This window comes from Kosakonia sp. LAM2021, from assembly GCF_016620385.1.
In the GTDB taxonomy this organism is placed as follows: domain Bacteria; phylum Pseudomonadota; class Gammaproteobacteria; order Enterobacterales; family Enterobacteriaceae; genus Kosakonia; species Kosakonia sacchari.
In genome coordinates, this window is the sequence record NZ_JAENHT010000002.1 from 153,677 (window position 1) to 175,502 (window position 21,826).

Sequence of the window (21,826 nt, forward strand, 5' to 3'; positions counted from 1 at the left end):
TTCGCCGTGTGATGCGTTAAATAGGGCTGCTTATTGGCGCCCTGAATGGCCGAAGCCGCCTTCGCCGCGCTCGGTCGCGTCAAAGGATTCCACCAGGTTAAACTCTGCCTGAACGACCGGCACAAAGACCATTTGCGCGATGCGTTCACCCGGCACGATGGTAAAGCTGTCCTGGCCGCGGTTCCAGACGGAAACCATCAATTGACCCTGGTAATCCGAGTCAATCAGCCCCACCAGGTTGCCCAGCACGACGCCATGTTTATGGCCCAGACCGGAACGCGGCAGAATGACCGCAGCCAGTGATGGATCGGCAATATGGATTGCCAGACCGGTCGGCAGCAATGTCGTTGCGCCAGGCGCCAGCTCTACGGCGTCGTCGAGACAGGCGCGCAGGTCAAGTCCGGCGGAACCGGAGGTGGCATATGTCGGCAGCGGGAATTCCTTGCCAACGCGCGGGTCCAGAATCTTAACGTCGATTTTTTTCATCATAACGGGTAACGATCTCGTCCAGTAATAGGTGTCCCAGAAGCTCTTTGCGCTCCAGCGGCAAGCGTTTGTCGCCATCCTGCCAGAAAAGGTGTAATGCGTTGTTGTCGCTATTAAATCCCTGATTCGATTGCGAAACATCGTTGGCGCAAATCAGATCAAGGTTTTTGCGGGCGCGTTTTTGCCGGGCATATTCTTCCACATTATTTGTTTCGGCAGCAAACCCAACAACATAAGGGCGATGAGCAGAAAGTGCGGCAACGCCGGCGACGATATCCGGGTTTTTCACCATTTTTATCGTGATTTCATCGCCTTGCTTTTTGATTTTTTCTTCAGCGACGCTGGCGGCGCGATAATCCGCAACGGCGGCGCAGCCGATAAAAATATTCTGCTGCTGAACGCGGCTCTGAACCGCGGCCTCCATCTCCAGCGCAGTGGTCACATCCACACGTTGCACCAGCGGCGGCGTTGCCAGCGAAACAGGGCCGGAGACCAGCGTGACATTCGCACCGCGGCTTGCCGCGGCGGCGGCAATAGCGAAGCCCATCTTACCGGAACTGAGATTGGTGATGTAACGCACCGGATCTAACGGTTCACGCGTCGGACCGGCGGTAATCATGATGTTCAGATGTTGCAGATCTTTGACCGGCGAGAAATGCGCGGCGGCCATATCCACAATGGTCAGCGGATCGAGCATTCTTCCTGGACCCATATCGCCACAGGCCTGGCTACCGCTGTCCGGGCCCCACAGCAACAGCCCGCGCGAGGCCAGCACCTGCAAATTATGCTGGGTGGCGGCGGCGCGGTACATCTGCTGATTCATCGCGGGAACAACGGCGACAGGCGACGGTGTGGCAAGGCAAATAGTGGAGACCAGGTCGTTTGCCATACCGGCGGCGACGCGGGCGATTAAATCTGCGGTGGCGGGGGCGAGAATCACTAAATCAGCCCATTTGCCCAACTCAATATGGCCCATTGCCGCTTCGGCGGCGGGATCGAGCAAGCTGTCGGAAACCGGATAACCGGAAACGGCCTGCAGGCTCATCGGCGTAATAAAGGCTTTGGCTGCCTCGGTCATTGCCACACGGACTTCCGCTCCGCGATCGCGCAGACGGCGTACCAGTTCGGGCGCTTTATAGGCCGCGATACCGCCGCTCACGCCAAGGACAATCTTTTTACCCGCCAGACTGATCATGATTCTTTCCTGTTGGATTTCACCAGAAGCTGGGCATTTTATCACAATCCTGGTGTTGTCGTGCTGTTGCCCACAAACCACTTTGCGAGGCGCTACGCAGAGATATGACTCCCTGGTCGAAGCGAAACGGCAGGTATGGCAGCATTGGCAAGAGTGAAGGAGAAATGTATATGGATATTGTTTTTACGCCCCAGAAACCGCGTGAAAAGATGATGAAGTTCGGTATTGAGTCACTGACTGACGTGGAACTTCTGGCGCTTTTTTTGCGCACCGGAACACAGGGTAAGAGCGTGCTCACCGTGGCGCGTGAAATGCTCAAGCAATTTGGTTCGTTGTATACGCTGCTCTCCGCCGATCTCGATGATTTTAAGGAGGTGCATGGCATTGGCCTTGCCAAATATGCCCAATTACGGGGCATCGGTGAACTGGCGCGGCGCTACTATAATGCGCGCCTGCTGGAAGAGAACTCATTGCTGAGCCCGGAAATGACGCGCGAGTTTTTACAAAGCCAGCTGGCGGGCGAAGAGCGCGAGATCTTTATGGTGATCCTGATGGATAACCAGAACCGGATACTTAAACACTGTCGGCTTTTTACCGGCACGATTAACCAGGTTGAGGTGCATCCGCGAGAAATTTTGCGTGAAGCGTTAAAAGTCAATGCGGCCGCCGTGATCCTCGCGCATAATCACCCCTCTGGTAACGCTGAGCCGAGCAAAGCGGACAGGCAGATCACCGAACGGGTAATAAAATGCTGCCAGTTCATGGACATCCGGGTGCTCGATCATCTGGTTATTGGCCGCGGTGAGTACGTTTCTTTTGCCGAACGTGGTTGGATTTAGACCACTTTGCGCGATCCATCGGGATCTTTGTCTGTTCGGGACTTGAGCACACCGCCGACTCAGCGTATACTACGCCACCTTTGAGAATCTCGGGTTTGGCATTTGGGCCTGGCAATCGAGAGTTCACATAGAACTGCGATGACCGGGCTGTAAAGCCTGACGAGGCGCCGATACCCCATACGAAGCTCGAGCTAATTTGATTTTTGGAGAATAGACATGTCCCGAGTCTGCCAAGTTACTGGCAAGCGTCCGGTGACCGGTAACAACCGTTCCCACGCACTGAACGCGACTAAACGCCGTTTCCTGCCGAACCTGCACTCTCACCGTTTCTGGGTTGAGAGCGAAAAGCGTTTTGTCACCCTGCGTGTATCTGCTAAAGGTATGCGTGTAATCGATAAGAAAGGCATTGATACAGTTCTGTCTGAACTGCGTGCCCGTGGCGAAAAGTACTAAGTACTTAGAGGATATAAATCATGGCTAAAGGTATTCGTGAGAAAATCAAGCTGGTTTCTTCCGCTGGTACTGGTCACTTCTACACCACCACGAAGAACAAACGTACTAAGCCGGAAAAACTGGAACTGAAAAAATTCGATCCAGTTGTCCGTCAGCACGTGCTGTACAAAGAAGCTAAAATCAAATAATTTTAGTTTTCTTGCACAAAAACCCCGCTCTGTCGGGGTTTTTGCATTTCTGACCACCCATAAACCGGAGACGAGATGCCTGAATTACCCGAAGTCGAAACCAGCCGCAGAGGTATTGAACCGCACCTTGTTGGCGAAACCATTCTTCACGCGGTGGTGCGCAACGGGCGATTGCGCTGGCCGGTTTCCGAAGAGATCCACAGCCTGAGCGATAAACCGGTACTGAGCGTTCAGCGCCGCGCCAAATATTTACTGCTCGAATTGCCCGACGGCTGGATCATTATTCACCTTGGCATGTCCGGTAGCCTGCGCATTCTTCCCCATGAGTTGCCTGCTGAAAAACACGACCACGTCGATTTGGTGATGAGCAACGGCAAAGTGCTGCGCTACACCGATCCACGTCGTTTTGGCGCGTGGCTGTGGACGAAAGAGCTGGAAGGTCACAATGTGCTGGCGCATCTCGGCCCGGAACCGCTCAGCGACGCTTTCAACACTGACTATTTCCAGCAGAAATGCGCGAAGAAGAAAACCGCCATTAAACCCTGGCTCATGGATAACAAGCTGGTGGTCGGCGTGGGGAATATCTACGCCAGCGAGTCGCTGTTTGCCGCCGGGATCCATCCCGATCGGCTGGCGTCGTCGCTCTCAGCACAGGAGTGCGAAATTCTGGTGCGGGTTATCAAAGCGGTGCTGCTGCGCTCTATCGAACAGGGCGGAACCACGCTAAAAGACTTTTTGCAAAGCGACGGCAAACCGGGCTATTTCGCTCAGGAGTTGCAGGTATATGGTCGGGAAGGGGAACCTTGTCGCGTCTGCGGCACACCGATTGTTGCCGCAAAACATGCACAGCGCTCAACGTTTTACTGCCGACGCTGCCAGAAATAAGAGCCAGAAAGCTTACTTAAGCTTCTCTAACAGCGCCTGGTGAACGTGAGATGGCAGAAAGTGGGTGACATCGCCCTGATGGCGCGCCACTTCTTTGACCAGCGTAGAAGAGATAAACGACCACTCTTTTGACGGCATAAGAAACACGCTTTCCAGCTCCGGCATCAGGTGGCGGTTCATATGCGCCAACTGCATCTCATATTCGAAATCCGCTACCGCCCGCAAGCCGCGAATAAGGATATTTGCCTGCTGGGCGCGGGCAAAATTGGCCATCAAATCACTAAACCCCACCACCGAAACATTCGGCAGATGCGCCGTCGCGGCTTGCGCCAGCGCCACGCGCTCTGGCAGGTCAAATAGCGGTTTTTTGCTTGGGCTGGCAGCGATCGCTAACACCACCTCATCAAACATCGTGGCGGCGCGGGTCACAATATCAATATGCCCGTTAGTAATGGGGTCAAAGGTGCCGGGATAAATCGCTTTTGTGCTCATCGCTTATTCTTTCTCTGAATAACCGTGGTTCAGCGCCCACAGCTCGGTGTATTTATTGAAAGTATACTGCGCATTAACCACCGCCAGCAGCCAGCCCTGTTTCCCATCCAGCACGCCGCCGCGCAGTAATAATGTTTTGGCGAATGCGCCCAAAGTATGCGCGAAAATACCCGGTAGTGACGTTTTTTTACCGTGCTGATGGCGTTCCTGCGCCCACGCGGTGGCGTAATTGAACTGTTTACGCTGAAAACTGGCGAAATCCCGGCATGTCAGATGCAGCAAATCACCACTGAGCGCAATGACCGGTGCTTGCGGTGCATCCAGTGATTCATGCACCAGATTACCGTTGTACTGATAGCGCTCGCGCTCGTACAGGCGAGTAACGCGATCCGGATACCAACCGCTGTGGCGCATAAAGCGACCAAGGAAATAGTTACGGCGGGAAATGCTGTAAACGGCGCCCGGCTGCGGTGCGGTGAGCGTCGCGCGAATATGCTCTGCGAGTTCCGGGGTGACGCGCTCGTCGGTATCAAGCATCAGGATGTAATCGCCGCTGGCGTAGCGCTGTGCCAGCTGGCGCTGTACGCCGTAACCCGACCAGTCGGTATGGGTGAAGACTTTGGCACCTGCGCGGCTGGCAATGCCTACCGTGTCGTCGCTGCTGCCGGAATCCAGCAGCACAATTTCATCCGCCCAGGCAATGGATGCCAGACAATCGGGCAGCAGATCCGCCGCGTTTTTGGCGATCATCACCACCGACAAACGTTTGGACATTAATGGCTCCGCTGAGGCAAATACGGTTGCAGAAGTTGCAGCAGACGCGCCAGCGCGCCCTGGTTCTGGTGCAGCACTTCCACCGCGTGGCGGCCGTACCATAAACGGTAATCTTCATCCGTCAGCAGGGTCGAAACTTCTTTCACCAGCGAATCCGCATCGATAATGGTGATCAACCCTTCCGCTTCCTGCAGGCGTGCACAGATATCTTTGAAATTAAACGTATGTGGCCCCATCAGCACGGGAATAGCGTGCGCGGCGGGCTCCAGCGGGTTGTGGCCGCCACGTTCAACCAGGCTGCCGCCGACAAACGCCAGATCGGCGATACCGTACAGCAGCATCAGTTCACCCATCGTGTCGCCGATCACCACCTGGGTACTGCTGGAGGGGATTTCGCCCGAGCTGCGCAAGGTGTAGCTGAAGCCGGCTTTCTGCGTCAAATTGCGCGCATCCGGGAAGCGTTCCGGGTGGCGAGGCACCAGGATCAACAGTAAATCAGGGAAGGTTTCCAGCAGCTTGCGGTGCGCCTGTAAAATAATCGCCTCTTCGCCGTCGTGCGTGCTGGTGGCAATCCACACCTGGCGTCGTGGTGCCCACTGGCGGCGCAGCGTTATTGCGCGGGCAGCGAGTTCAGGCGTCACGGAGATATCAAATTTCAGGCTGCCGGTCACGGTCAACTGGTTGCGCTTCAAGCCTAATTGCAGAAAGCGGTCGGCATCTTCCTGGTTTTGCGCGGCAATCAACGTGATTTTGCTCAGCAGGCGGCGCATGAATTTGCCCAACTTGCCATAACCTTTTGCCGAGCGTTCTGACAGCCGTGCGTTAGCGATAACCAGGGGAATTTGGCGCGCTTTCAGCGCGGAGATCATGTTCGGCCACAGTTCGGTTTCCATCACGATCACCAGCTTCGGGCGAACATTGTTGAGGAAACGGTTCATGGCGCAGGGCAGATCGTACGGGAGATAAACATGATGTACGTCTTTGCCGAACGCCGACATCACCCGTTCCGAGCCGGTTGGCGTCATGGTGGTCACGGTGATGGGCAGCGAAGGGTAGCGATGGCGCAGCGCGCGTACCAGCGGGATCGCCGCCAGCGTTTCTCCCACGGAGACGGAATGCAGCAGAATACCGTCCGGCTTCACTTTGTTACGACAAAAACCATAGCGTTCAGCCCAGCGTTTGCGGTAAGCAGGGGCTTTGCGGCTGCGAAGTAATAATCGCAACCACACCAGAGGCTGAATTAAGTAAAGCAGGGTGGTATACAACAATTCCAAGCGACTATCCGTTTTTTTAAGATTCGGCGGGCAAATTCTAAGCATTTAGGGCGGCTAAAGCTATACCTTTGGCGCGCAAGCCACTTCTTTTGAGGGCGTAACGTCCTGTAGGGAAATGATTCTGGTGGGAAATTAAGAAAAGGCGGGCATTTCTGCCCGCCTAACGCGGTGATTATGGTTTAACGTCCGAAAGGGAATCCAGATGATAAGTCACCTTTTCGGAAAGGCCGCGGATATCGCCCCCGGTGATGTAGTAGCTGTCATCTTTTTGATTGGGGTTGCTCACATCAAAACCGATCATTTTGTTTATCAGAGTTGCCAGTTGGTAATGGTTGCGTGGCGCTTGTGGTGAAATAGCGCTTAGCGACATTGTGGGGTCGTTACTGAAATAGATAAACGGCACCTCTGCGATCGGCATTTCAACGACCGAATGTCCAAATAAACCGCCTTCTCCAACCCGCTCGCCGTGGTCGGAAGTAATAAAGACCAGCACTGGTAGTTTCGATTTCGCCATAACGGTACGGATGGCGGATGCCAACTCTTTGTCATAAAAGCGCACAGCGTCGTCATATTCATTTTTCTTCTGCGCCACGGTGTCGCTGAGCGCAGGCGTTGAGAATTTAGCAAACCCTTGCGGGATATTACTATCGTAAGGAATATGTGGTGCACGGCTGTTTAAAACCATCAGGAATGGCTTATCCCAGTTCATTCCCGCATCTTCAACCGACGGAGTTAACACTTGATCCGCACCGATGTCGGGTGCCGGGCGAATCTGCGTGTCTTCCCAGAGATCGATATCGTGGATACCAATCCAGTTACTCAAGCCTTCAAGCCCTTGCGCCGAAATGAACGCAGTCTCAAACCCCTGTTTGTTCGCGTTAGCGAAAATATTGGTCGCTTTTGACTTGTACGCAAAATAGTTGTCTGGCTCACGCAAATTATTCACCAGCATCGGGATCGCGACACGGGTAGAAACGGCGTTGGAGACGATCAGTTTGCTACTGCCATGATATTGCTCCATCAATGCCTTCAGCTCCGGCGTCGTATCGCGCTCATAGCCAAGAGCGCTGATACGGCGCGGATTCAGGCTTTCGCCAATCGCCAGAATGATTGAGTATTTACCAAACTGGAAATCACTTCTTGGTGTCACCTGATAAGGCTCGTAACGCGCTATATTCTGATTCTCACCGGATATGGCTTCAGGGATCAGGCGCATGGCGCTGAAGCTTACCGCAGACAAACCATTACGTAGCAATGAGTGGCGCAGATCCGGGTTGAATTTATACATCTGCCCATCTTTGGCCTTATAAAACTGACCGACAAACATTACCGTGATGGCTAACAGGCACGGTACCGCCAGGGAATTTCGCCACTGCGGCGCAAGGCGGCGAGTAAAACCGAGAATGAAGACAAGCGCGATCGCCAGAATAGAAAAGAAAATCCCCAGTGAACCCAGGCTGTCAAGCATGCCTCTGGCGATATCTTTTGTTTCAACGAAAGCCAGCCAGACTTCGCTTGGCCCATAGAACTGACCATAAAATTGATAGTAAATGGCCTCTGTAACCTGAATGATGAAGGTCACGGACAGCAATAAACGCGTAATGATGAAACGCGCACTGATAGCGGCCAGCAGAGCAATAATGAGATAAAGCGCAATATCATCACTTTTGGGGCGATAGACATGATCCTTCGCGATAACAATGAGTTCAGAAAAAGAAAAAAGCACTACAAAAGATAACGTCAGGAGCAGAGTCCGTACGCTATCACGCCCCAATTTTCCGTGGGCCGATAAAGACTTACTTAACATTTAATTACCTGGTTTTTTTATTAAAACTTCCTGGTAAGCGGACGAATCGCCTTACTCAATACGAAGCGCAAAGCGCGCCCGGCGGTAGTGCGGTTGTGTAGCCCTTTTTTCCAGATACTTTCAAACAAGGCATTCCAGTTAGCTGCAACAGCTTCATGGGAATGCGCAAGTCGCCGTTTTTCTCCTTGTTCACGCATGCAAGCAAACAAGTCAGGAGAATTTTTCAACTTCATAATGGCGGCAAAGGTTTCATCGGGCGTTTTGGCGATCAAATAATCCAGTTCACTTTCGCGTATAGCCCGAAAAGAGGGTTCGTCATCGCAGATCATGACGGTTTTGCCCAGCCAACTATTAATTAATTTACTGGCCGGTTTACGTGCCAGCCGGTGATCGTGGTTTTTGCGAAAACTCAGACATATGTCCACATCGCGGTAATCTGTCCAGTTATCAAACGAGATGCGCAGCGTAATACCTTGATCCGCCAGCCGCTGTTTAAATTCTTCGGTCTGGTATGCCTCCGGAAGGCTGTCTTTACTGCCGAAGTAGGCGACGGTATGCACGGTGTTATCGTCACGTTCACGCGGTTGCAAACCTGGTTGAGGCCAATGCGGGATGAATATTCGTCCTGGTGTCGATAAGACCGCCGGATTTTGTTCAACCACATAATCTGCGCCGAGCACGGGCGGGCGATCGGTCCGGGCGACAACAGTAAGACCATTCCACGGTTTTATCCGATAGCCGAAATGATCGTTATGCAGCAAATTAATGGCGTCTGCACGGCACTCAGTGCCCCATGAAAAAGCCATTTCGCCAGGGTAGTAATAATTCAGGCTGAGCATGGTTTGAAATGTCCATACACCCCGGCCCCCGCAATAAAACCGTTGGGGAATATCATCCGGATTGACGCTTTCATCCATCAGGGTCTGAAAATCGGCAAAATGCGTCGCGATAAAGTCGTCATGTGAGACGATATGTAACCTAAATTTGGTCATGGTTTAGTTATTTAATAAGTTTTTTAAGCCGAAAATAGCGACGCCCAAGCCGCCAGCGCTGGCGGAATCCACGTGCGTTCTGCCAAATCATTGACCAAATCCCACGGTCAAAAAGCTCCTGCGTGATCTCACGTTTTTTTGCCAGATCATCAATGTTATTAATTTCATGCAGAATGCCCAACCCCTCTTTGGCGATTTGCCACTGACAAGCCGGAACACGTTTGACTTGTTCCGGATATCGACGGTTAATCGCGTCGAGCATTTCGAGAATTTTCATATAATGACGCGCTGAACGCATGCGAGTGTCATTGGTACCTGGAATATGTGATACCGATGCAGAATGGATCAAATAGTCGTAAAACGTTTCATCCACATATTGAACACGCTTCGCGGTAAGTAATACTTCCGTTGTCCAGGGGATATCCTGATGGCGCAAACCGTGTTCGAACGTAAAACCGTGCTCTTTGATAAACGCATGACGATAAATATTCAGCCAGGTGACGTGCAGAAATTTGCGCGACGAGAGCGCCATTTGCAACCAAACCGGCCCTTCCAGTACGCCTGTCGAAGAGAGTTTATCGGACGGAAAAATTTTTTTTGCCGGACGACCGTCATCATAGATGTAAGTGCCATTACAGGTTGCGACATCCAAATTACCTTGCGTCGCCATCTCCAGCAGACGCGGATACATGCCGGGATAGATCACATCGTCGATGTCGGGGAAAGCCAGATAGTCACCGCGCGCGACGGCAAGGCCGGTATTTCGCGCTGCTGAAACGCCCTGGTTAGCCTGGTTGATCACCTGAAAGTGAGCAAACTCACTGGCGTAACACGCGATCACTTCAGCAGAACTATCGGTTGAACCGTCGTTAACAACAATCATCTCGAGGCTTTCAAGCTGTTGAGCCTTGATACTGTCAAAGAATGCGCTGAGGAATTTTTCGCCATTATAAACAGCAATAACGAGGCTCAGTTGCGGTGTATCGGACATGCTTTCTCCGTTAAAAGCGGGCTGTGCGAGGGATTACCCTGATAGTTGATGGCCTCTTAAAGACCATCGAAGCGGCAGATTTGTTCCGTGGTGGTTGCGCCAGCGGTGCTCATTATCTACGAAGTGATAAAGAAAGCTACTGGCGCACGGGGAGACTGTTAGATTTTGGGGGGATCAGCGCGCAGCTGCTGTAAAGCACACATGCCAATCAATAGACCAGTTAGAAACATGTATTGCTCAAGATAGTGATCCAGCAAGTTATGATCAACCAACGTGCGTGAGAAGAAGCCAATGGTAAATAGCAGCAAAAACATACCAATCATCGTGTTACCATGACGAAAATGCCGCCAGCCGATATACCAACATCCCGCCAACAGAATTAACCAACCCGCGATACCTGCGAAACCATTTTGCAGACCGAATTCAATCAAACCGTAATGGCTATGTGGGATGGTAATGCGATCGGTATGTAAATCACGATTCAAAATATAGTTGAAAGCTTCTTTGTGGGGGCCCATCCCTGCAGGGTACTTGAAGACCAATTTCCATCCCTGATGGAAAAAGCTGGCCCGGCAGCCATTAGAGTGGTTCATCGGCGTATCCATGTCGTTTATGGGGGCGGCTGCGCTCTTGATATAGCAGAAACTGTCAAAAGGGGCATTCCAGCCGGTAATCGCATCGCTTTCCAGACTTTGCCAGCGTGGGTCTGTTTTCCACGAAGCGTAGCCCAGCGCCGCAGATGCCGCGATAATTGCCACTAAAATGCCACAGGTCAGCACGACCCGGCTGCGTTGCATATTATGCAGCGTGATAAGGATGAAGGCGGAAAACAGGCCGCCAACCAGGCCGATAGTCCCCCAGCGTGTGTCCACTAATGCGGTACAGACGAGGTTAGACAGCAGTAACAAGCCAAGCACCGGTGTGCTCAGACGCAGAAAACGCTGGTGCATTAAACCGCGCGCTAACAGCTCTGCGAGAATAAAACCGGTGATCATATTGATCTGGAAACTCATGCGCGTGCGGTTAAACACAATGCGCGTCTCACCCCAATGGATTATCCCATCACGCCAGTAAAGCCAAACCGTATCCAGCAAGTGAATAAGAATGACGCCCCAGAAAGAGAGCACAATCAACGTAAATAGCCGGGCAGCGGAAAAATTGGGGAAAGCCGTTTGTACGGCTGGCAACAACACGATACCCGCACAGAAAAGTAGTGCGGGACGCACCCATTGCCCATCCCAGGTACCGATCATCTCTTTCAAATCTGGTGCGACAAACAAGCCGTTGATCAGCAGGAACAGTGTTAACGCACCAAGCGTATAAAGGACAAAGCGCAACTGTTTACCGTGCAACTGAGCGCGAGCTTGTGGAGAAGTGAAAAACAGGCCGAGTGACAGCGCGATAACCGGATAGATGAATCCATTTCTGTGGAAAGGTAATTGACCGTTAGGCATTGGCCAGACAAAACACAAAGCGAGGGTAAACAGGACCAGGATCCCTGCCAAAAAAGTGCGAGTTTTAGTCATAATTCTCAGGCTGATTAATAAATTTGTGGCCTTATCGGCAAATTAACGTTCCAGAATGCATTCCCCAGGATCGCCAGGGCAGTGTGATGAAGCCCGGGGAAAACTACCACAGAAAAATTATGTTAAGAAGTGGCTTCTTTGTAACCAGGGCTTTCTCCTGGAAATAGCTCGCCGTGCACTTCGGCGCTACCGATGTATATAATGCCCCCACTTATGGCGTCTGTAAGCCAGGTCACAGGAAATCTATGCATATTGTTCACACCGAAGCAGATGGCGGGAAAGGCGGGCAGCCGCTGCGGATTATCAATGAGTCGTTAGGCATGCTGGAGCGCGGCCATCAGGTGACTATCCTGTGTCCGGAAACGGCGCCGCTGCACCAGATGGCGAGCGATGCCGGACTAACGGTGGTGACCATGCCGCTGAAACGCAAAAATATCAGTAACCTGCGTGCGCTGCGCCGCTGGTTGCGCGCGAACCGCGACAGCATTGATGTGATTAATAGCCATAATTCCGCCGATACCTGGCTGGTGGCGCTGGCGAACCTTACGCTGTCGCGCCCGGTGCCGCTGGTGCGTACCCGCCACGCTTCCGGTACACCGCGCAATAACTGGACTACGCGCTGGCTGTTCCGCCGCGCCTGCGCGCATATTGTCAGTACCGGAGAAGCGCTGCGCTATCAGATGGTCGATATCGGTGTGCCGCTGGAACAAACCACCTCGGTGCCAAGCGGCGTCGATACCCGGCGTTTTCATCCTGCTGATAAAACGGCTGCGCGTGAACAGTGCGGGTTAGCGCAGGATGCCCTGTGGCTGGGTGTGGTGTCCCATTTGCGCCCGAACAAAGGGCATAGCGTGCTGCTAAAAGCGCTGGCGCAAATTAACGACCCGGCGATCAAACTGGCGATTGTCGGTGAAGGGCCACATCGGGCGACGCTGGAACAGGAACTCGTTCAGCTAGGTTTGCAGGATCGCGTGCTGATGGCGGGCCATCAAAGCAATCCTTCGCAGTGGTTTCCGGCGTTCGATATTGCGTTAAGTCCATCGCACGATATGGAAGGTGTACCGCAAGGCGTACTGCAATCGCTGGCTTGCCGCATCGCGACTATCGCTACAGATGCGGGGGGCACGGCGGATGCCATTATCAATGAACAAACCGGTTTGCTGGTGGCACAGCGCGATGTGAAAGCCCTGTGCGGTGCGATTGTTCGCCTGGTTGACGATGCCGAGCTACGCGATACGCTGGCGCAACAGGGTTATGATTACCTGTGCGCCCACTTAACGCGTGAATGTATGCTGGCGGCGATGGAAAAGGTGTTTGCCGACGCCGCTCAGCGCAGCAGGTCGCGGTAAAGCGCCTGCAACTCCTGGGCCATCCGGTCCAGCGTCCAGGGTTCTGCGGTGGCGCGCGCCACCGCCGCATAATCCACGCCGCGCGTACGGCCAGTAAGCCACTCACCGACAGACGCACTGTAACCCTCGCTATCCAGCGCATCGCGCACCCAGCCGTTTTCCCCTTCGACCACCCATTCGGCAGCACCGCAGCCTGGGCTGGTGAACAACGGCAGCCCGCAAGCCAGCGCTTCAACGCAGACGTTCGGGAACGGATCGTAGAGCGTTGGCAGGATCAGCGCATCCGCTGAACCGTAGACCTGGCGAATATCCGCCACCGGGCCAAGAAAACGCACACGCTTTGCCACGCCTAACTGCCGCGCCAGCTTTTCAAACTTACGGGCGTGTTTATCGCGTCCGGCAACCAGCAGCCACACGGACGGATGCGCGACAATTGCACGCAGCGCCGTCGCGACGCCTTTACGGGTAAAACCGGAACCGACATACGCCAGCACCGGCGCATCGGCGGGAATGCCCAGCGCTGTTCGCAGAGACAGTTCACGCACGCTGGGGTGGAAATGGGCGGTATCGACGCCGTTATAAATTACCGTTAACTGGTCGTCGCGCAGTTGAAAACGGCGGGCGATATCATCGCGCACCATCCGCGAATTACAGATAACCGTGCGCAGCGCAGGATGGGCGAACATCTGGCGCTCCGCCTGCAAAATGTAGTGGTGATAGGGACTGAAATTCTGCGACCAGCGTTTTAGCGGTGACAAAATACGGCTGTACTGCTCAAGCCAGGTGGCGTGTACACCGTCTCCGGCGCGGAAAATGGTCGCACCGGGAATGCGCTCATGGCTCTGCACAATGTCGAAATCGGCAAAGTGCGCCGCTGCGGCGTCAGCAAAACCCGCTTCGCGCATTTTGCGGTTACGAAATGGCGGATTGACCGTCAGAGTGTGCCAGCCAGCAGCGTTTTCCCATTCACGGGCGATCAGCGTGACATCGAGCGATGTGTCCTGCGCCAGCACATTCAGCGCGCGGGAAACGAAACGTTCTGCGCCGCCGTTCGGATTATAGGTTTGTCTGACGATAGCCAGCTTCATGCGGGATTTTCCAGCAGTAAAGTATCAATCGCGCCGAGCACCTGCGCAGGCGTAATGGCGGTAATGCAATCAGAAACCTGGCTGTCACCGCAGCCCGCTTTGCCGCAAGGCTGGCAGGTGAAACCGGCGGTAATAACCCGGTAAGTGACCCCCCAGGGTGCCCATTTTATCGCGCCTGTCGGGCCGAAAATGGCGACGGTGGGCGTACCCACGGCGCTGGCCAGGTGCATTGGCATGGAATCCACGCCGAAGAAGAGCCGCGCGTGTTTCATCAACGCGCCCAGTTCTTTCAGATTCAGTTGCCCGCTTAAATCAAACACTGGTTGTGTCAGTGCGGCGCGCAGCTTATCCATATAGTCGCTCTCTTCTTTCGACGGCGCGGCCGAGAGAATGATCGGTAAGCCACGGGCTGCCAGCGTGTCGATGGTCGCCGCCAGCTTGTCGATTTGCCAGGCTTTGAACATCCAGCGCGATGTCGGGTGCACCAGAATGTAGGATTTGCTGGCGAGACCAAAGCCCGCCAGTTTTTGCAAAATGGTGTTTTCCGCTTCCTCGCCTGGCGTAAACAACGTGCGTTTGTCCTCGGCGCTGGCCGGGTGGATGCCAATACGGCGCAGGGCGTCCAGGTTCACTTCCACCATATGGCGGCTGTTATCCTGAATTGCCGGGTAGAGCGTGGTGAAGGATTTCACCCAGCGCCAGCGGGCGAGACCGCCGCGCTTATCTGGTTTGAAGCCGACAGAGACGCGGGGTTTCAGCTTGCGCGCCAGACGCGCACCGTGCCAGTGTTCGGTGAGGTTTATCAGCACATCGTAATTGCGCGCCTTTAGCCGGTTGCGCAGGCCGCGATAGAGGCTTAACTGCTTCAGCCAGCCTTGTTTGCGCCATTTGCGCCCGATGGTATGCACCTGATCGATATACGGATGGTTGGTTAACATCGCCTGAGTATCGTCGTACACCAACGCATCCACTTCGACGCCGGGCCAGTTTTTCTTCAGTACGGTAAACATCGGCGAGGTCAGCAAGACATCACCGTGGTGACGCAACTTGATAATCAGCACCCGTTTCGGCGGGCGTTCGGGTGAGAAGAAATCAGACATGGACACGCTCAGCTGTCAGCAAAGGCTGTAATTGGCGATAAACCGCAGCGGCAGAAAGGTTGCTCAACTGCGAAGAGTTTTCCGGGCGGCAAATGGTTTGGTTTTTCCCGTAGCCACCGATAAGACCGGGATCCGTTGGCCCATAAAGCGTGACGTTCGGCCTGTCCAGCGCAGCGGTAAGATGGCTTAAACCGGTATCAACCGAGACGACGAACCGCGCACCTGCCAGTTCCCGCGCCACATTTTCAAGGCTCATCCGTGGCAAGACGTCAACAAAATTCAGCCCTTGCGCCAGCCGTTTCGCGCGGGCTTCTTCATGCGGCGCGCCCCACGGTAACTTTATGCGTAAGCCGCTATTCGCCAGCAGATTAAGTAGCTCGCGCCAGTGCGCTTCCGGCCAGTGCTTATCATCGCGGGTGGTGGCGTGTAAGAACACGGCATAGGGCGAATGCGCCGCGTCCGCGACAGCAAAATGGCGGGCGATGGCGTAATCGCCCTGCGTTTGCGGTTTGGTATAACCGAGGCTTTTGGCGAATAATTCGCGGGTGCGCTCAACCGCATGTTGCTGTTTAGCAATGTGGTGGCGGCGATTGTAAAACAGGCTCGCTAAGGGCTCGCGCGCGGTGCGCCAGTCCATACCGTGTTTCACGCCGTGCGCCAGCCGGGTGACCAGCGCGGCGCTTTTCACCAGCCCTTGCGCATCAATAATCGCGTCGTACCGCTCAGCCTGTACCGCCTGGCGAAAGGCTTTACGCTCGGCGGCAATGGGGGCGGAAAACCAGGCTTTGCGCCAGCGGCGGATCGCCACCGGAATAACGCGCTCAACGGCGGCGTGCCAGGAGGGGATCTGGGCGAAACCCTCTTCCACTACCCAGTCAAAACGGATGCCGGGAATCGCCTGCGCGGCGTCGGTGAGCGCGGGCAATGTATGCAGCACATCGCCCATCGACGAGGTTTTAACGATCAATACCCGCATCGGTTATCCTTCCGCGTCCAGCAACAGCGCGTTCAACTCTTCCAGTACGCGCTGTGGGGTAATGTCGATCAGGCTCTGGTGATAGCCTTCAGCGGCGTCGCCTTTGCGCACTTTGTGGTAGCCGGAAATCAGGCGGATCACGCGGGCTTTGTGCGACAGCGGCGGGGTGAAATCCGGGCTGCTTGGCCCGTAAAGCGCCACCAGCGGGCGATTAAGCGCGGCGGCGACATGCATCAAACCGGAATCATTGGTAACAACCGCTTTACAGGCGGCAATCAGCACAACGGCTTGCTCCAGCTGCGTTTCACCGGCCAGATTACGGCACCAGGCTTGCTGCTCTGTGCTCAGCGAAGCCAGAATCTCGTTGCCCGCTTCGTGATCTTTCGCCGAACCAAACAGCAGCACCTGGTAGCCTTCGTCAATCAGTTGCTTTGCCAGCTCTGCGTAATGGTAGTGCGGCCAGCGTTTGGCCGGGCCGAACTCTGCGCCTGGGCAAAAACCAATCATCGGGCGTTCTGCAGAAATAGCAAATGCCGCGCAAACTTGTAATTTCTCGCTGTCGTTAACCTGCAACTGCGGCCACAGCAGCGGCTGCGGTAGATCCTGCGCCGAGCGCATCACGCCTTTGTCATAGGCCAGCGCCACATAGCGCTCCACCATTAACGGCCAGGCTTGTTTATCCAGTACGCGAGCGTCATTGAGCAGACCGTAACGCATTTCACCGCGCCAGCCGGTACGGTGCGGCACGTTGGCAAAGAACGGTACCAGCGCGGATTTAAACGAGTTGGGCAGCACGTAGGCGCGGTCATAACGGCGCTCGCGCAGGCTGCGGCCCAGCTTACGGCGTGCGCCAATTTCCAGCGCGCCGTGGCCGAGCGGCATCGGGATCGCTTCGTTGACTTCCGGCATGCGTGATAAAAGTGGACGGCACCACGCGGGTGCCATCACATCGATTATCGCCTGGGGAAAGCGCGCTTTAAGCGTGCGGTAAAGACTCTGCGACATCATCATGTCGCCGACCCAGGACGGGCCAATGACCAAAATTTTCATACTTACGCGTCGCGGTTCAGCCAGGCCATATACTCGGTTACGCCTTCGGCGACGGTTTTAAACGGTTTATCGTAACCCGCCGCGCGCAGGTTGGTCAGATCCGCCTGGGTAAACGCCTGGTAGCGGCCTTTCAGTTTGTCCGGGAACGGAATGTATTCGATGCTGCCTTTTTTGTGGAAAGCCAGCGTCGCATCGGCAACGGCCTGGAAAGATTCCGCGCGACCGGTGCCCAGGTTGTAGATACCGGAAACTCCATTTTCCCAGAACCACAGGTTTACCGCCGCCACGTCGCCAACATAGACGAAATCGCGTTTGAAGTTATCGCTGCCTTCGAACAGTTTCGGGCTTTCGCCGTTGTTCAACTGGGTATTGAGGTGGAAAGCCACGCTCGCCATGCTGCCTTTGTGCCCTTCGCGCGGGCCATAAACGTTAAAGTAGCGGAAGCCGACGATCGGTGAGTTCGCTTCCGGCAGGATGCTGCGCACATACTCGTCGAACAGCATTTTTGAGTAGCCGTAAACGTTAAGCGGCTTTTCGTATTCGCGGGATTCAATAAAGTCCGAAGTGCGGCCGCCGTATGTCGCGGCAGAAGAGGCGTACAGGAACGGGATTTCGCGCTCCAGGCAGTAGTGCAGCAGCTCTTTGGAGTACTGATAGTTGTTATCCATCATGTACTTGCCATCCCACTCTGTGGTGGATGAACACGCACCTTCGTGGAATACGGCTTCAATATCACCGAACTCTTCGCCAGACATAATCTGGATCAGGAAATCTTCTTTATCCATGTAGTCGGCAATGTGCAGGTCGACCAGATTGACGAATTTGGTGCCGTCTTTCAGGTTGTCCACCACCAGAATATCGGTGATACCTTTATCATTCAGGGCCTTAACGATGTTGCTGCCGATAAAACCCGCGCCGCCGGTCACGATGATCATAACTGTACCTTTGAAAATTGGAGCGTTGAGACGATCTCAGACACTAATGTCTCTTATCATATCATCACATTGACGACCCTTCAGCCATTCACCCAGTGAACGATATGGCTATGCGTGATTTATGCTACAAAATGAAGAATGGATGCTGTGTCATCTCGTATCACCGTATACCTTTCGGTAATATGTGCCGAAATTTGCCCAGTCTGGAGAATTGCTATGCGTGGGGATTTTTATAAACAGTTAACGAACGACCTGGAAACCGCGCGTGCGGAAGGGTTGTTTAAAGAAGAACGTATTATCACGTCGGCCCAGCAGGCTGATATCACCGTGGCCAATGGTGACCATGTCATTAATTTCTGTGCCAATAACTATCTTGGCCTCGCCAACCACCCCGATTTGATTGCTGCCGCGAAAGCCGGCATGGACAGCCACGGCTTCGGTATGGCCTCAGTGCGCTTTATCTGCGGCACGCAGGACAGCCACAAAGCGCTGGAGAAGAAGCTGGCCGATTTCCTCGGCATGGAAGATTCCATTCTTTACTCCTCTTGCTTCGATGCGAACGGCGGCCTGTTTGAAACGCTGCTCGGCGCGGAAGACGCCATTATTTCCGACGCGCTGAACCATGCTTCTATCATCGACGGTGTGCGTCTGTGTAAGGCGAAGCGCTATCGCTACGCCAATAACGACATGCAGGAGCTGGAAGCCCGCCTGAAAGAGGCGCGTGAAGCGGGTGCGCGTCATGTACTGATTGCGACTGACGGCGTGTTTTCGATGGATGGCGTGATCGCTAACCTGCAAGGCGTGTGCGATCTGGCGGATAAATATGACGCGCTGGTGATGGTTGATGACTCTCACGCGGTCGGTTTTGTGGGCGCCAATGGTCGCGGTACGCATGAATATTGCGACGTGATGGGGCGCGTGGACATCATCACCGGCACGCTGGGCAAAGCGCTTGGCGGCGCGTCCGGCGGTTATACCGCTGCGCGTAAAGAGGTGGTGGAGTGGCTGCGTCAGCGTTCCCGCCCGTATCTTTTCTCCAACTCACTGGCGCCAGCCATTGTTGCAGCGTCCATTAAAGTGCTGGAAATGCTTGAGTCCGGCGCTGAGCTGCGCGATCGCCTGTGGGCCAATGCCCGCTTGTTCCGCGAAAGAATGACCGCCGCAGGTTTCACACTGGCAGGTGCAGATCACGCGATTATCCCGGTGATGCTCGGCGATGCGGTGGTGGCGCAAAACTTTGCCCGCGAACTGCAAAAAGAGGGGATTTACGTCACCGGTTTCTTCTTCCCGGTGGTGCCGAAAGGTCAGGCGCGCATTCGCACACAGATGTCTGCGGCGCATACGCCTGAACAAATTGAGCGTGCGGTTGCTGCCTTTACCCGCATTGGTAAACAACTGGGTGTGATTGCCTGAGGGCGTGAAATGAAAGCGTTATCCAAACTGAAAGCGGAAGAAGGCATCTGGATGACCGACGTACCGGAGCCGGATGTTGGTCATAACGATCTGCTGATTAAAATTCGCAAAACCGCGATTTGCGGCACTGACGTGCATATCTACAACTGGGACGACTGGTCACAAAAAACCATTCCTGTGCCGATGGTGGTCGGGCATGAATATGTCGGCGAAGTAGTGGGCATCGGCCAGGAAGTGAAAGGTTTTAAAATTGGCGATCGCGTTTCCGGGGAAGGCCATATTACCTGCGGCCACTGCCGTAACTGCCGCGCCGGGCGTACGCATCTGTGCCGTAACACCACGGGTGTGGGTGTCAACCGTCCGGGCTGTTTTGCCGAATACCTGGTGATCCCGGCGTTCAATGCTTTCAAAATCCCCGACAATATTTCTGATGATTTAGCGTCGATTTTCGATCCGTTTGGTAACGCGGTGCACACAGCGCTCTCCTTTGATTTAGTCGGAGAAGATGTGCTGGTCTCCGGCGCAGGCCCGATTGGTATTATGGCCGCGGCGGTGGCAAAACACGTTGGTGCACGCCATGTGGTTATCACCGATGTGAATGAGTACCGCCTCGATCTGGCGCGCAAAATGGGTGTTACCCGCGCGGTTAACGTCGCCAAAGAGAATCTGGCGGATGTGATGGCAGAACTGGGCATGACCGAAGGGTTCGACGTGGGCCTGGAAATGTCCGGCGCGCCGCCGGCATTTCGCACGATGCTCGACACCATGAACCACGGTGGTCGTATTGCGATGCTGGGGATTCCGCCGTCCGATATGTCTATCGACTGGACTAAAGTCATCTTCAAAGGGCTGTTTATCAAAGGGATTTACGGCCGTGAGATGTTTGAAACCTGGTATAAGATGGCGGCGTTAATCCAGTCTGGTCTGGATCTTTCCCCGATCATTACCCACCGTTTCAGCATAGATGAGTTCCAGCAGGGCTTCGACGCGATGCGCTCGGGACAGTCCGGCAAAGTGATTCTGAGCTGGGATTAATGACGAAAAAGGCGCCTGTGGGCGCCTTTTTAATGCTTAAGGGTGGGTTGTTTTCCACCCTTGCCACTGATTCTGCATATAACGCACCAGCGTACTTTCCCCAACACTTTCACTGATTACACCAAAGAAGCGGCTGGCATAAACCGGTTCAGGTTTGTGCTTCGCTTTACACAGTTTTGCGCCGCGAAACGGATTACGCGGTGGCTGAACGGTACCGCCTGGCGGTGTGGCGTTGGGCGTTGAGGTATCTGTCTGCGGTTCATTGAGCAGATCGCTCGGGCGCACCAGCGTAATATCGGCCGGCAGGCTGGGGAGCACTTGCTGTAACACGCGAACGGTAGTGGGATGCGGGTGACCAATTGCAATGGCGGAACCATTGCGACGCGCTAACTGTACGGCGCGGTCAAACTGACGGCGGATATCGCCTTCGTTTTGCGTATCGTCGAGGAACACCTTGCGCTTAATGACTTTCACTCCGGTGCCGGAAGCGGCGCGCAGTGCCTGACTATTGCCGATAGTCATGCTATCGAGGAAATAAAGGTTGTAGCGCTCCAGCGCCTGCATCACTTTCTGCATGCCAAACAGACTTGATGTCATGGCGCTGCCCATATGGTTATTCAGCCCGACGGCATACGGCACTTTGTTGACGGCATCGCTGATGATGCGCTCAATCTCTGCGCTACTCATTTCCGGGCGCAGCGTGTCTTTTTCCAGCGGCTGTTTACTCAAAGGTGCCATTGGAAGATGGATCAACACTTCATGGCCACTGTTGTGCGCTTTGGTCGCCATTTCGCGCGCATGCGTTGCATTGGGCAGCACTGCGACGGAAACCGCCTGCGGCATGGCCAGCACCTGATTTTCAGTTTGTGGACGGTAGCCGAAATCGTCGATCACGATGGCCAGTTTCCCGGCGAATACCGGAGCGGAAAACGCCAGCGCAGTGGCGAGCGTCAAAACAATACGACGAAATTGAAGCAA

22 protein-coding genes are annotated in these 21,826 nt (G+C 54.4%); 7 read left to right on the forward strand and 15 right to left on the reverse strand.

Going from position 1 to position 21,826, the window contains the following annotated elements; all coding sequences use genetic code 11:
• Positions 1-30: 30 nt before the first annotated feature.
• Both dut and coaBC read right to left on the reverse strand, forming a co-directional pair.
• Positions 31-489 (reverse strand): dUTP diphosphatase, encoded by a 459-nt coding sequence (gene dut / locus JKP81_RS07200; protein WP_017458169.1) that lies wholly within the window; start codon positions 487-489, stop codon positions 31-33.
• Positions 467-1,678, reverse strand: coding sequence for a bifunctional phosphopantothenoylcysteine decarboxylase/phosphopantothenate--cysteine ligase CoaBC (coaBC, locus tag JKP81_RS07205; RefSeq protein ID WP_200551416.1), 1,212 nt, complete (start codon positions 1,676-1,678; stop codon positions 467-469). Before coaBC ends, dut begins: the two co-directional genes overlap by 23 nt.
• A gap of 173 nt (positions 1,679-1,851) precedes the next feature.
• Here coaBC and radC point away from each other — a divergent pair, with 173 nt between their 5' ends.
• The 4 genes from radC (at position 1,852) to mutM (ending at position 4,046) form a co-directional block, all read left to right on the forward strand.
• Positions 1,852-2,520, forward strand: coding sequence for a DNA repair protein RadC (radC, locus tag JKP81_RS07210; RefSeq protein ID WP_200551189.1), 669 nt, complete (start codon positions 1,852-1,854; stop codon positions 2,518-2,520).
• Between the two features lie 216 nt (positions 2,521-2,736).
• Positions 2,737-2,973, forward strand: a complete 237-nt coding sequence (gene rpmB / locus JKP81_RS07215; protein ID WP_002436699.1) for a 50S ribosomal protein L28 — start codon at positions 2,737-2,739, stop codon at positions 2,971-2,973.
• A 20-nt stretch (positions 2,974-2,993) separates the two neighbouring features.
• A complete protein-coding gene (gene rpmG, locus JKP81_RS07220; protein WP_003024094.1) occupies positions 2,994-3,161 on the forward strand; it encodes a 50S ribosomal protein L33 in 168 nt (55 codons plus the stop codon).
• A 75-nt stretch (positions 3,162-3,236) separates the two neighbouring features.
• The gene (gene mutM / locus JKP81_RS07225) at positions 3,237-4,046 is read left to right on the forward strand and encodes a bifunctional DNA-formamidopyrimidine glycosylase/DNA-(apurinic or apyrimidinic site) lyase (RefSeq protein WP_200551190.1); all 810 of its coding nucleotides are present in this window, start codon (positions 3,237-3,239) and stop codon (positions 4,044-4,046) included.
• Positions 4,047-4,058: 12 nt separating this feature from the next.
• Here the strand turns inward: mutM and coaD are convergent, their stop codons facing one another.
• The 7 genes from coaD to JKP81_RS07260 form a co-directional block, all read right to left on the reverse strand.
• Positions 4,059-4,538 (reverse strand): pantetheine-phosphate adenylyltransferase, encoded by a 480-nt coding sequence (coaD, locus tag JKP81_RS07230; RefSeq protein WP_200551191.1) that lies wholly within the window; start codon positions 4,536-4,538, stop codon positions 4,059-4,061.
• A 3-nt stretch (positions 4,539-4,541) separates the two neighbouring features.
• Positions 4,542-5,312, reverse strand: a complete 771-nt coding sequence (locus tag JKP81_RS07235) for a glycosyltransferase family 2 protein (protein ID WP_200551192.1) — start codon at positions 5,310-5,312, stop codon at positions 4,542-4,544.
• Complete coding sequence (waaA, locus tag JKP81_RS07240) at positions 5,312-6,586, reverse strand: lipid IV(A) 3-deoxy-D-manno-octulosonic acid transferase (RefSeq protein WP_200551193.1); 1,275 nt, start codon at positions 6,584-6,586, stop codon at positions 5,312-5,314. The genes JKP81_RS07235 and waaA overlap by 1 nt, the downstream gene beginning before the upstream one ends.
• Positions 6,587-6,758: 172 nt before the next feature.
• Positions 6,759-8,393 carry a sulfatase-like hydrolase/transferase gene (locus JKP81_RS07245; protein WP_200551194.1) on the reverse strand — a complete coding sequence of 545 codons (1,635 nt, stop codon included), beginning with the start codon at positions 8,391-8,393 and terminating at the stop codon, positions 6,759-6,761.
• 20 nt (positions 8,394-8,413) lie between these two features.
• Entirely contained in the window at positions 8,414-9,385 is a 972-nt protein-coding gene (locus JKP81_RS07250; RefSeq protein ID WP_200551195.1) for a glycosyltransferase family 1 protein, read from the reverse strand.
• A 7-nt stretch (positions 9,386-9,392) separates the two neighbouring features.
• On the reverse strand, positions 9,393-10,376 hold the full coding sequence (locus JKP81_RS07255; RefSeq protein ID WP_200551196.1) for a glycosyltransferase: 984 nt from the start codon (positions 10,374-10,376) through the stop codon (positions 9,393-9,395).
• Positions 10,377-10,534: 158 nt separating this feature from the next.
• Positions 10,535-11,902, reverse strand: coding sequence for an O-antigen ligase family protein (locus JKP81_RS07260; RefSeq protein WP_200551197.1), 1,368 nt, complete (start codon positions 11,900-11,902; stop codon positions 10,535-10,537).
• Positions 11,903-12,147: 245 nt separating this feature from the next.
• On the opposite strand from JKP81_RS07260, the gene JKP81_RS07265 reads away from it, so the two are divergent.
• Positions 12,148-13,251, forward strand: coding sequence for a glycosyltransferase family 4 protein (locus JKP81_RS07265; protein ID WP_200551198.1), 1,104 nt, complete (start codon positions 12,148-12,150; stop codon positions 13,249-13,251).
• On the opposite strand, the gene JKP81_RS07270 is transcribed toward JKP81_RS07265, so the two are convergent.
• From JKP81_RS07270 to rfaD, 5 genes are read right to left on the reverse strand one after another with little or no spacing between them, the layout of a single operon-like run.
• Entirely contained in the window at positions 13,230-14,339 is a 1,110-nt protein-coding gene (locus tag JKP81_RS07270; protein WP_200551199.1) for a glycosyltransferase family 4 protein, read from the reverse strand. The two genes, JKP81_RS07265 and JKP81_RS07270, sit on opposite strands and share 22 nt — an antisense overlap.
• Positions 14,336-15,439, reverse strand: a complete 1,104-nt coding sequence (gene rfaQ / locus JKP81_RS07275; RefSeq protein WP_200551200.1) for a putative lipopolysaccharide heptosyltransferase III — start codon at positions 15,437-15,439, stop codon at positions 14,336-14,338. The genes JKP81_RS07270 and rfaQ overlap by 4 nt, the downstream gene beginning before the upstream one ends.
• On the reverse strand, positions 15,432-16,415 hold the full coding sequence (gene rfaC, locus JKP81_RS07280; RefSeq protein WP_200551201.1) for a lipopolysaccharide heptosyltransferase RfaC: 984 nt from the start codon (positions 16,413-16,415) through the stop codon (positions 15,432-15,434). The genes rfaQ and rfaC overlap by 8 nt, the downstream gene beginning before the upstream one ends.
• A gap of 3 nt (positions 16,416-16,418) precedes the next feature.
• Positions 16,419-17,465: an ADP-heptose--LPS heptosyltransferase RfaF gene (rfaF, locus tag JKP81_RS07285; RefSeq protein WP_200551202.1), complete on the reverse strand. Its 1,047-nt coding sequence runs from the start codon at positions 17,463-17,465 to the stop codon at positions 16,419-16,421.
• A gap of 2 nt (positions 17,466-17,467) precedes the next feature.
• Positions 17,468-18,400: an ADP-glyceromanno-heptose 6-epimerase gene (rfaD, locus tag JKP81_RS07290; protein ID WP_200551203.1), complete on the reverse strand. Its 933-nt coding sequence runs from the start codon at positions 18,398-18,400 to the stop codon at positions 17,468-17,470.
• A gap of 216 nt (positions 18,401-18,616) precedes the next feature.
• Here rfaD and kbl point away from each other — a divergent pair, with 216 nt between their 5' ends.
• Both kbl and tdh read left to right on the forward strand, forming a co-directional pair.
• Positions 18,617-19,813 carry a glycine C-acetyltransferase gene (kbl, locus tag JKP81_RS07295; protein ID WP_045507523.1) on the forward strand — a complete coding sequence of 399 codons (1,197 nt, stop codon included), beginning with the start codon at positions 18,617-18,619 and terminating at the stop codon, positions 19,811-19,813.
• Between the two features lie 9 nt (positions 19,814-19,822).
• Positions 19,823-20,848 carry an L-threonine 3-dehydrogenase gene (tdh, locus tag JKP81_RS07300; protein ID WP_200551204.1) on the forward strand — a complete coding sequence of 342 codons (1,026 nt, stop codon included), beginning with the start codon at positions 19,823-19,825 and terminating at the stop codon, positions 20,846-20,848.
• Positions 20,849-20,884: 36 nt separating this feature from the next.
• Here the strand turns inward: tdh and JKP81_RS07305 are convergent, their stop codons facing one another.
• Positions 20,885-21,826 carry a divergent polysaccharide deacetylase family protein gene (locus JKP81_RS07305; protein WP_200551205.1) on the reverse strand — a complete coding sequence of 314 codons (942 nt, stop codon included), beginning with the start codon at positions 21,824-21,826 and terminating at the stop codon, positions 20,885-20,887.

What these genes read in the sequence shown, in the direction of transcription:
- coaD (WP_200551191.1), bottom strand. Translation starts at nt 4,538, where the DNA reads ATGAGCACAAAAGCGATTTATCCCGGCACCTTTGACCCCATTACTAAC.
- JKP81_RS07245 (WP_200551194.1), bottom strand. Translation starts at nt 8,393, where the DNA reads ATGTTAAGTAAGTCTTTATCGGCCCACGGAAAATTGGGGCGTGATAGC.
- JKP81_RS07265 (WP_200551198.1), top strand. Translation starts at nt 12,148, where the DNA reads ATGCATATTGTTCACACCGAAGCAGATGGCGGGAAAGGCGGGCAGCCG.
- rfaC (WP_200551201.1), bottom strand. Translation starts at nt 16,415, where the DNA reads ATGCGGGTATTGATCGTTAAAACCTCGTCGATGGGCGATGTGCTGCAT.
- rpmG (WP_003024094.1), top strand. Translation starts at nt 2,994, where the DNA reads ATGGCTAAAGGTATTCGTGAGAAAATCAAGCTGGTTTCTTCCGCTGGT.
- tdh (WP_200551204.1), top strand. Translation starts at nt 19,823, where the DNA reads ATGAAAGCGTTATCCAAACTGAAAGCGGAAGAAGGCATCTGGATGACC.
- rfaF (WP_200551202.1), bottom strand. Translation starts at nt 17,465, where the DNA reads ATGAAAATTTTGGTCATTGGCCCGTCCTGGGTCGGCGACATGATGATG.
- JKP81_RS07270 (WP_200551199.1), bottom strand. Translation starts at nt 14,339, where the DNA reads ATGAAGCTGGCTATCGTCAGACAAACCTATAATCCGAACGGCGGCGCA.
- JKP81_RS07255 (WP_200551196.1), bottom strand. Translation starts at nt 10,376, where the DNA reads ATGTCCGATACACCGCAACTGAGCCTCGTTATTGCTGTTTATAATGGC.
- dut (WP_017458169.1), bottom strand. Translation starts at nt 489, where the DNA reads ATGATGAAAAAAATCGACGTTAAGATTCTGGACCCGCGCGTTGGCAAG.
- JKP81_RS07235 (WP_200551192.1), bottom strand. Translation starts at nt 5,312, where the DNA reads ATGTCCAAACGTTTGTCGGTGGTGATGATCGCCAAAAACGCGGCGGAT.
- JKP81_RS07250 (WP_200551195.1), bottom strand. Translation starts at nt 9,385, where the DNA reads ATGACCAAATTTAGGTTACATATCGTCTCACATGACGACTTTATCGCG.
- kbl (WP_045507523.1), top strand. Translation starts at nt 18,617, where the DNA reads ATGCGTGGGGATTTTTATAAACAGTTAACGAACGACCTGGAAACCGCG.
- JKP81_RS07260 (WP_200551197.1), bottom strand. Translation starts at nt 11,902, where the DNA reads ATGACTAAAACTCGCACTTTTTTGGCAGGGATCCTGGTCCTGTTTACC.
- rfaQ (WP_200551200.1), bottom strand. Translation starts at nt 15,439, where the DNA reads ATGTCTGATTTCTTCTCACCCGAACGCCCGCCGAAACGGGTGCTGATT.
- rpmB (WP_002436699.1), top strand. Translation starts at nt 2,737, where the DNA reads ATGTCCCGAGTCTGCCAAGTTACTGGCAAGCGTCCGGTGACCGGTAAC.
- mutM (WP_200551190.1), top strand. Translation starts at nt 3,237, where the DNA reads ATGCCTGAATTACCCGAAGTCGAAACCAGCCGCAGAGGTATTGAACCG.
- radC (WP_200551189.1), top strand. Translation starts at nt 1,852, where the DNA reads ATGGATATTGTTTTTACGCCCCAGAAACCGCGTGAAAAGATGATGAAG.
- rfaD (WP_200551203.1), bottom strand. Translation starts at nt 18,400, where the DNA reads ATGATCATCGTGACCGGCGGCGCGGGTTTTATCGGCAGCAACATCGTT.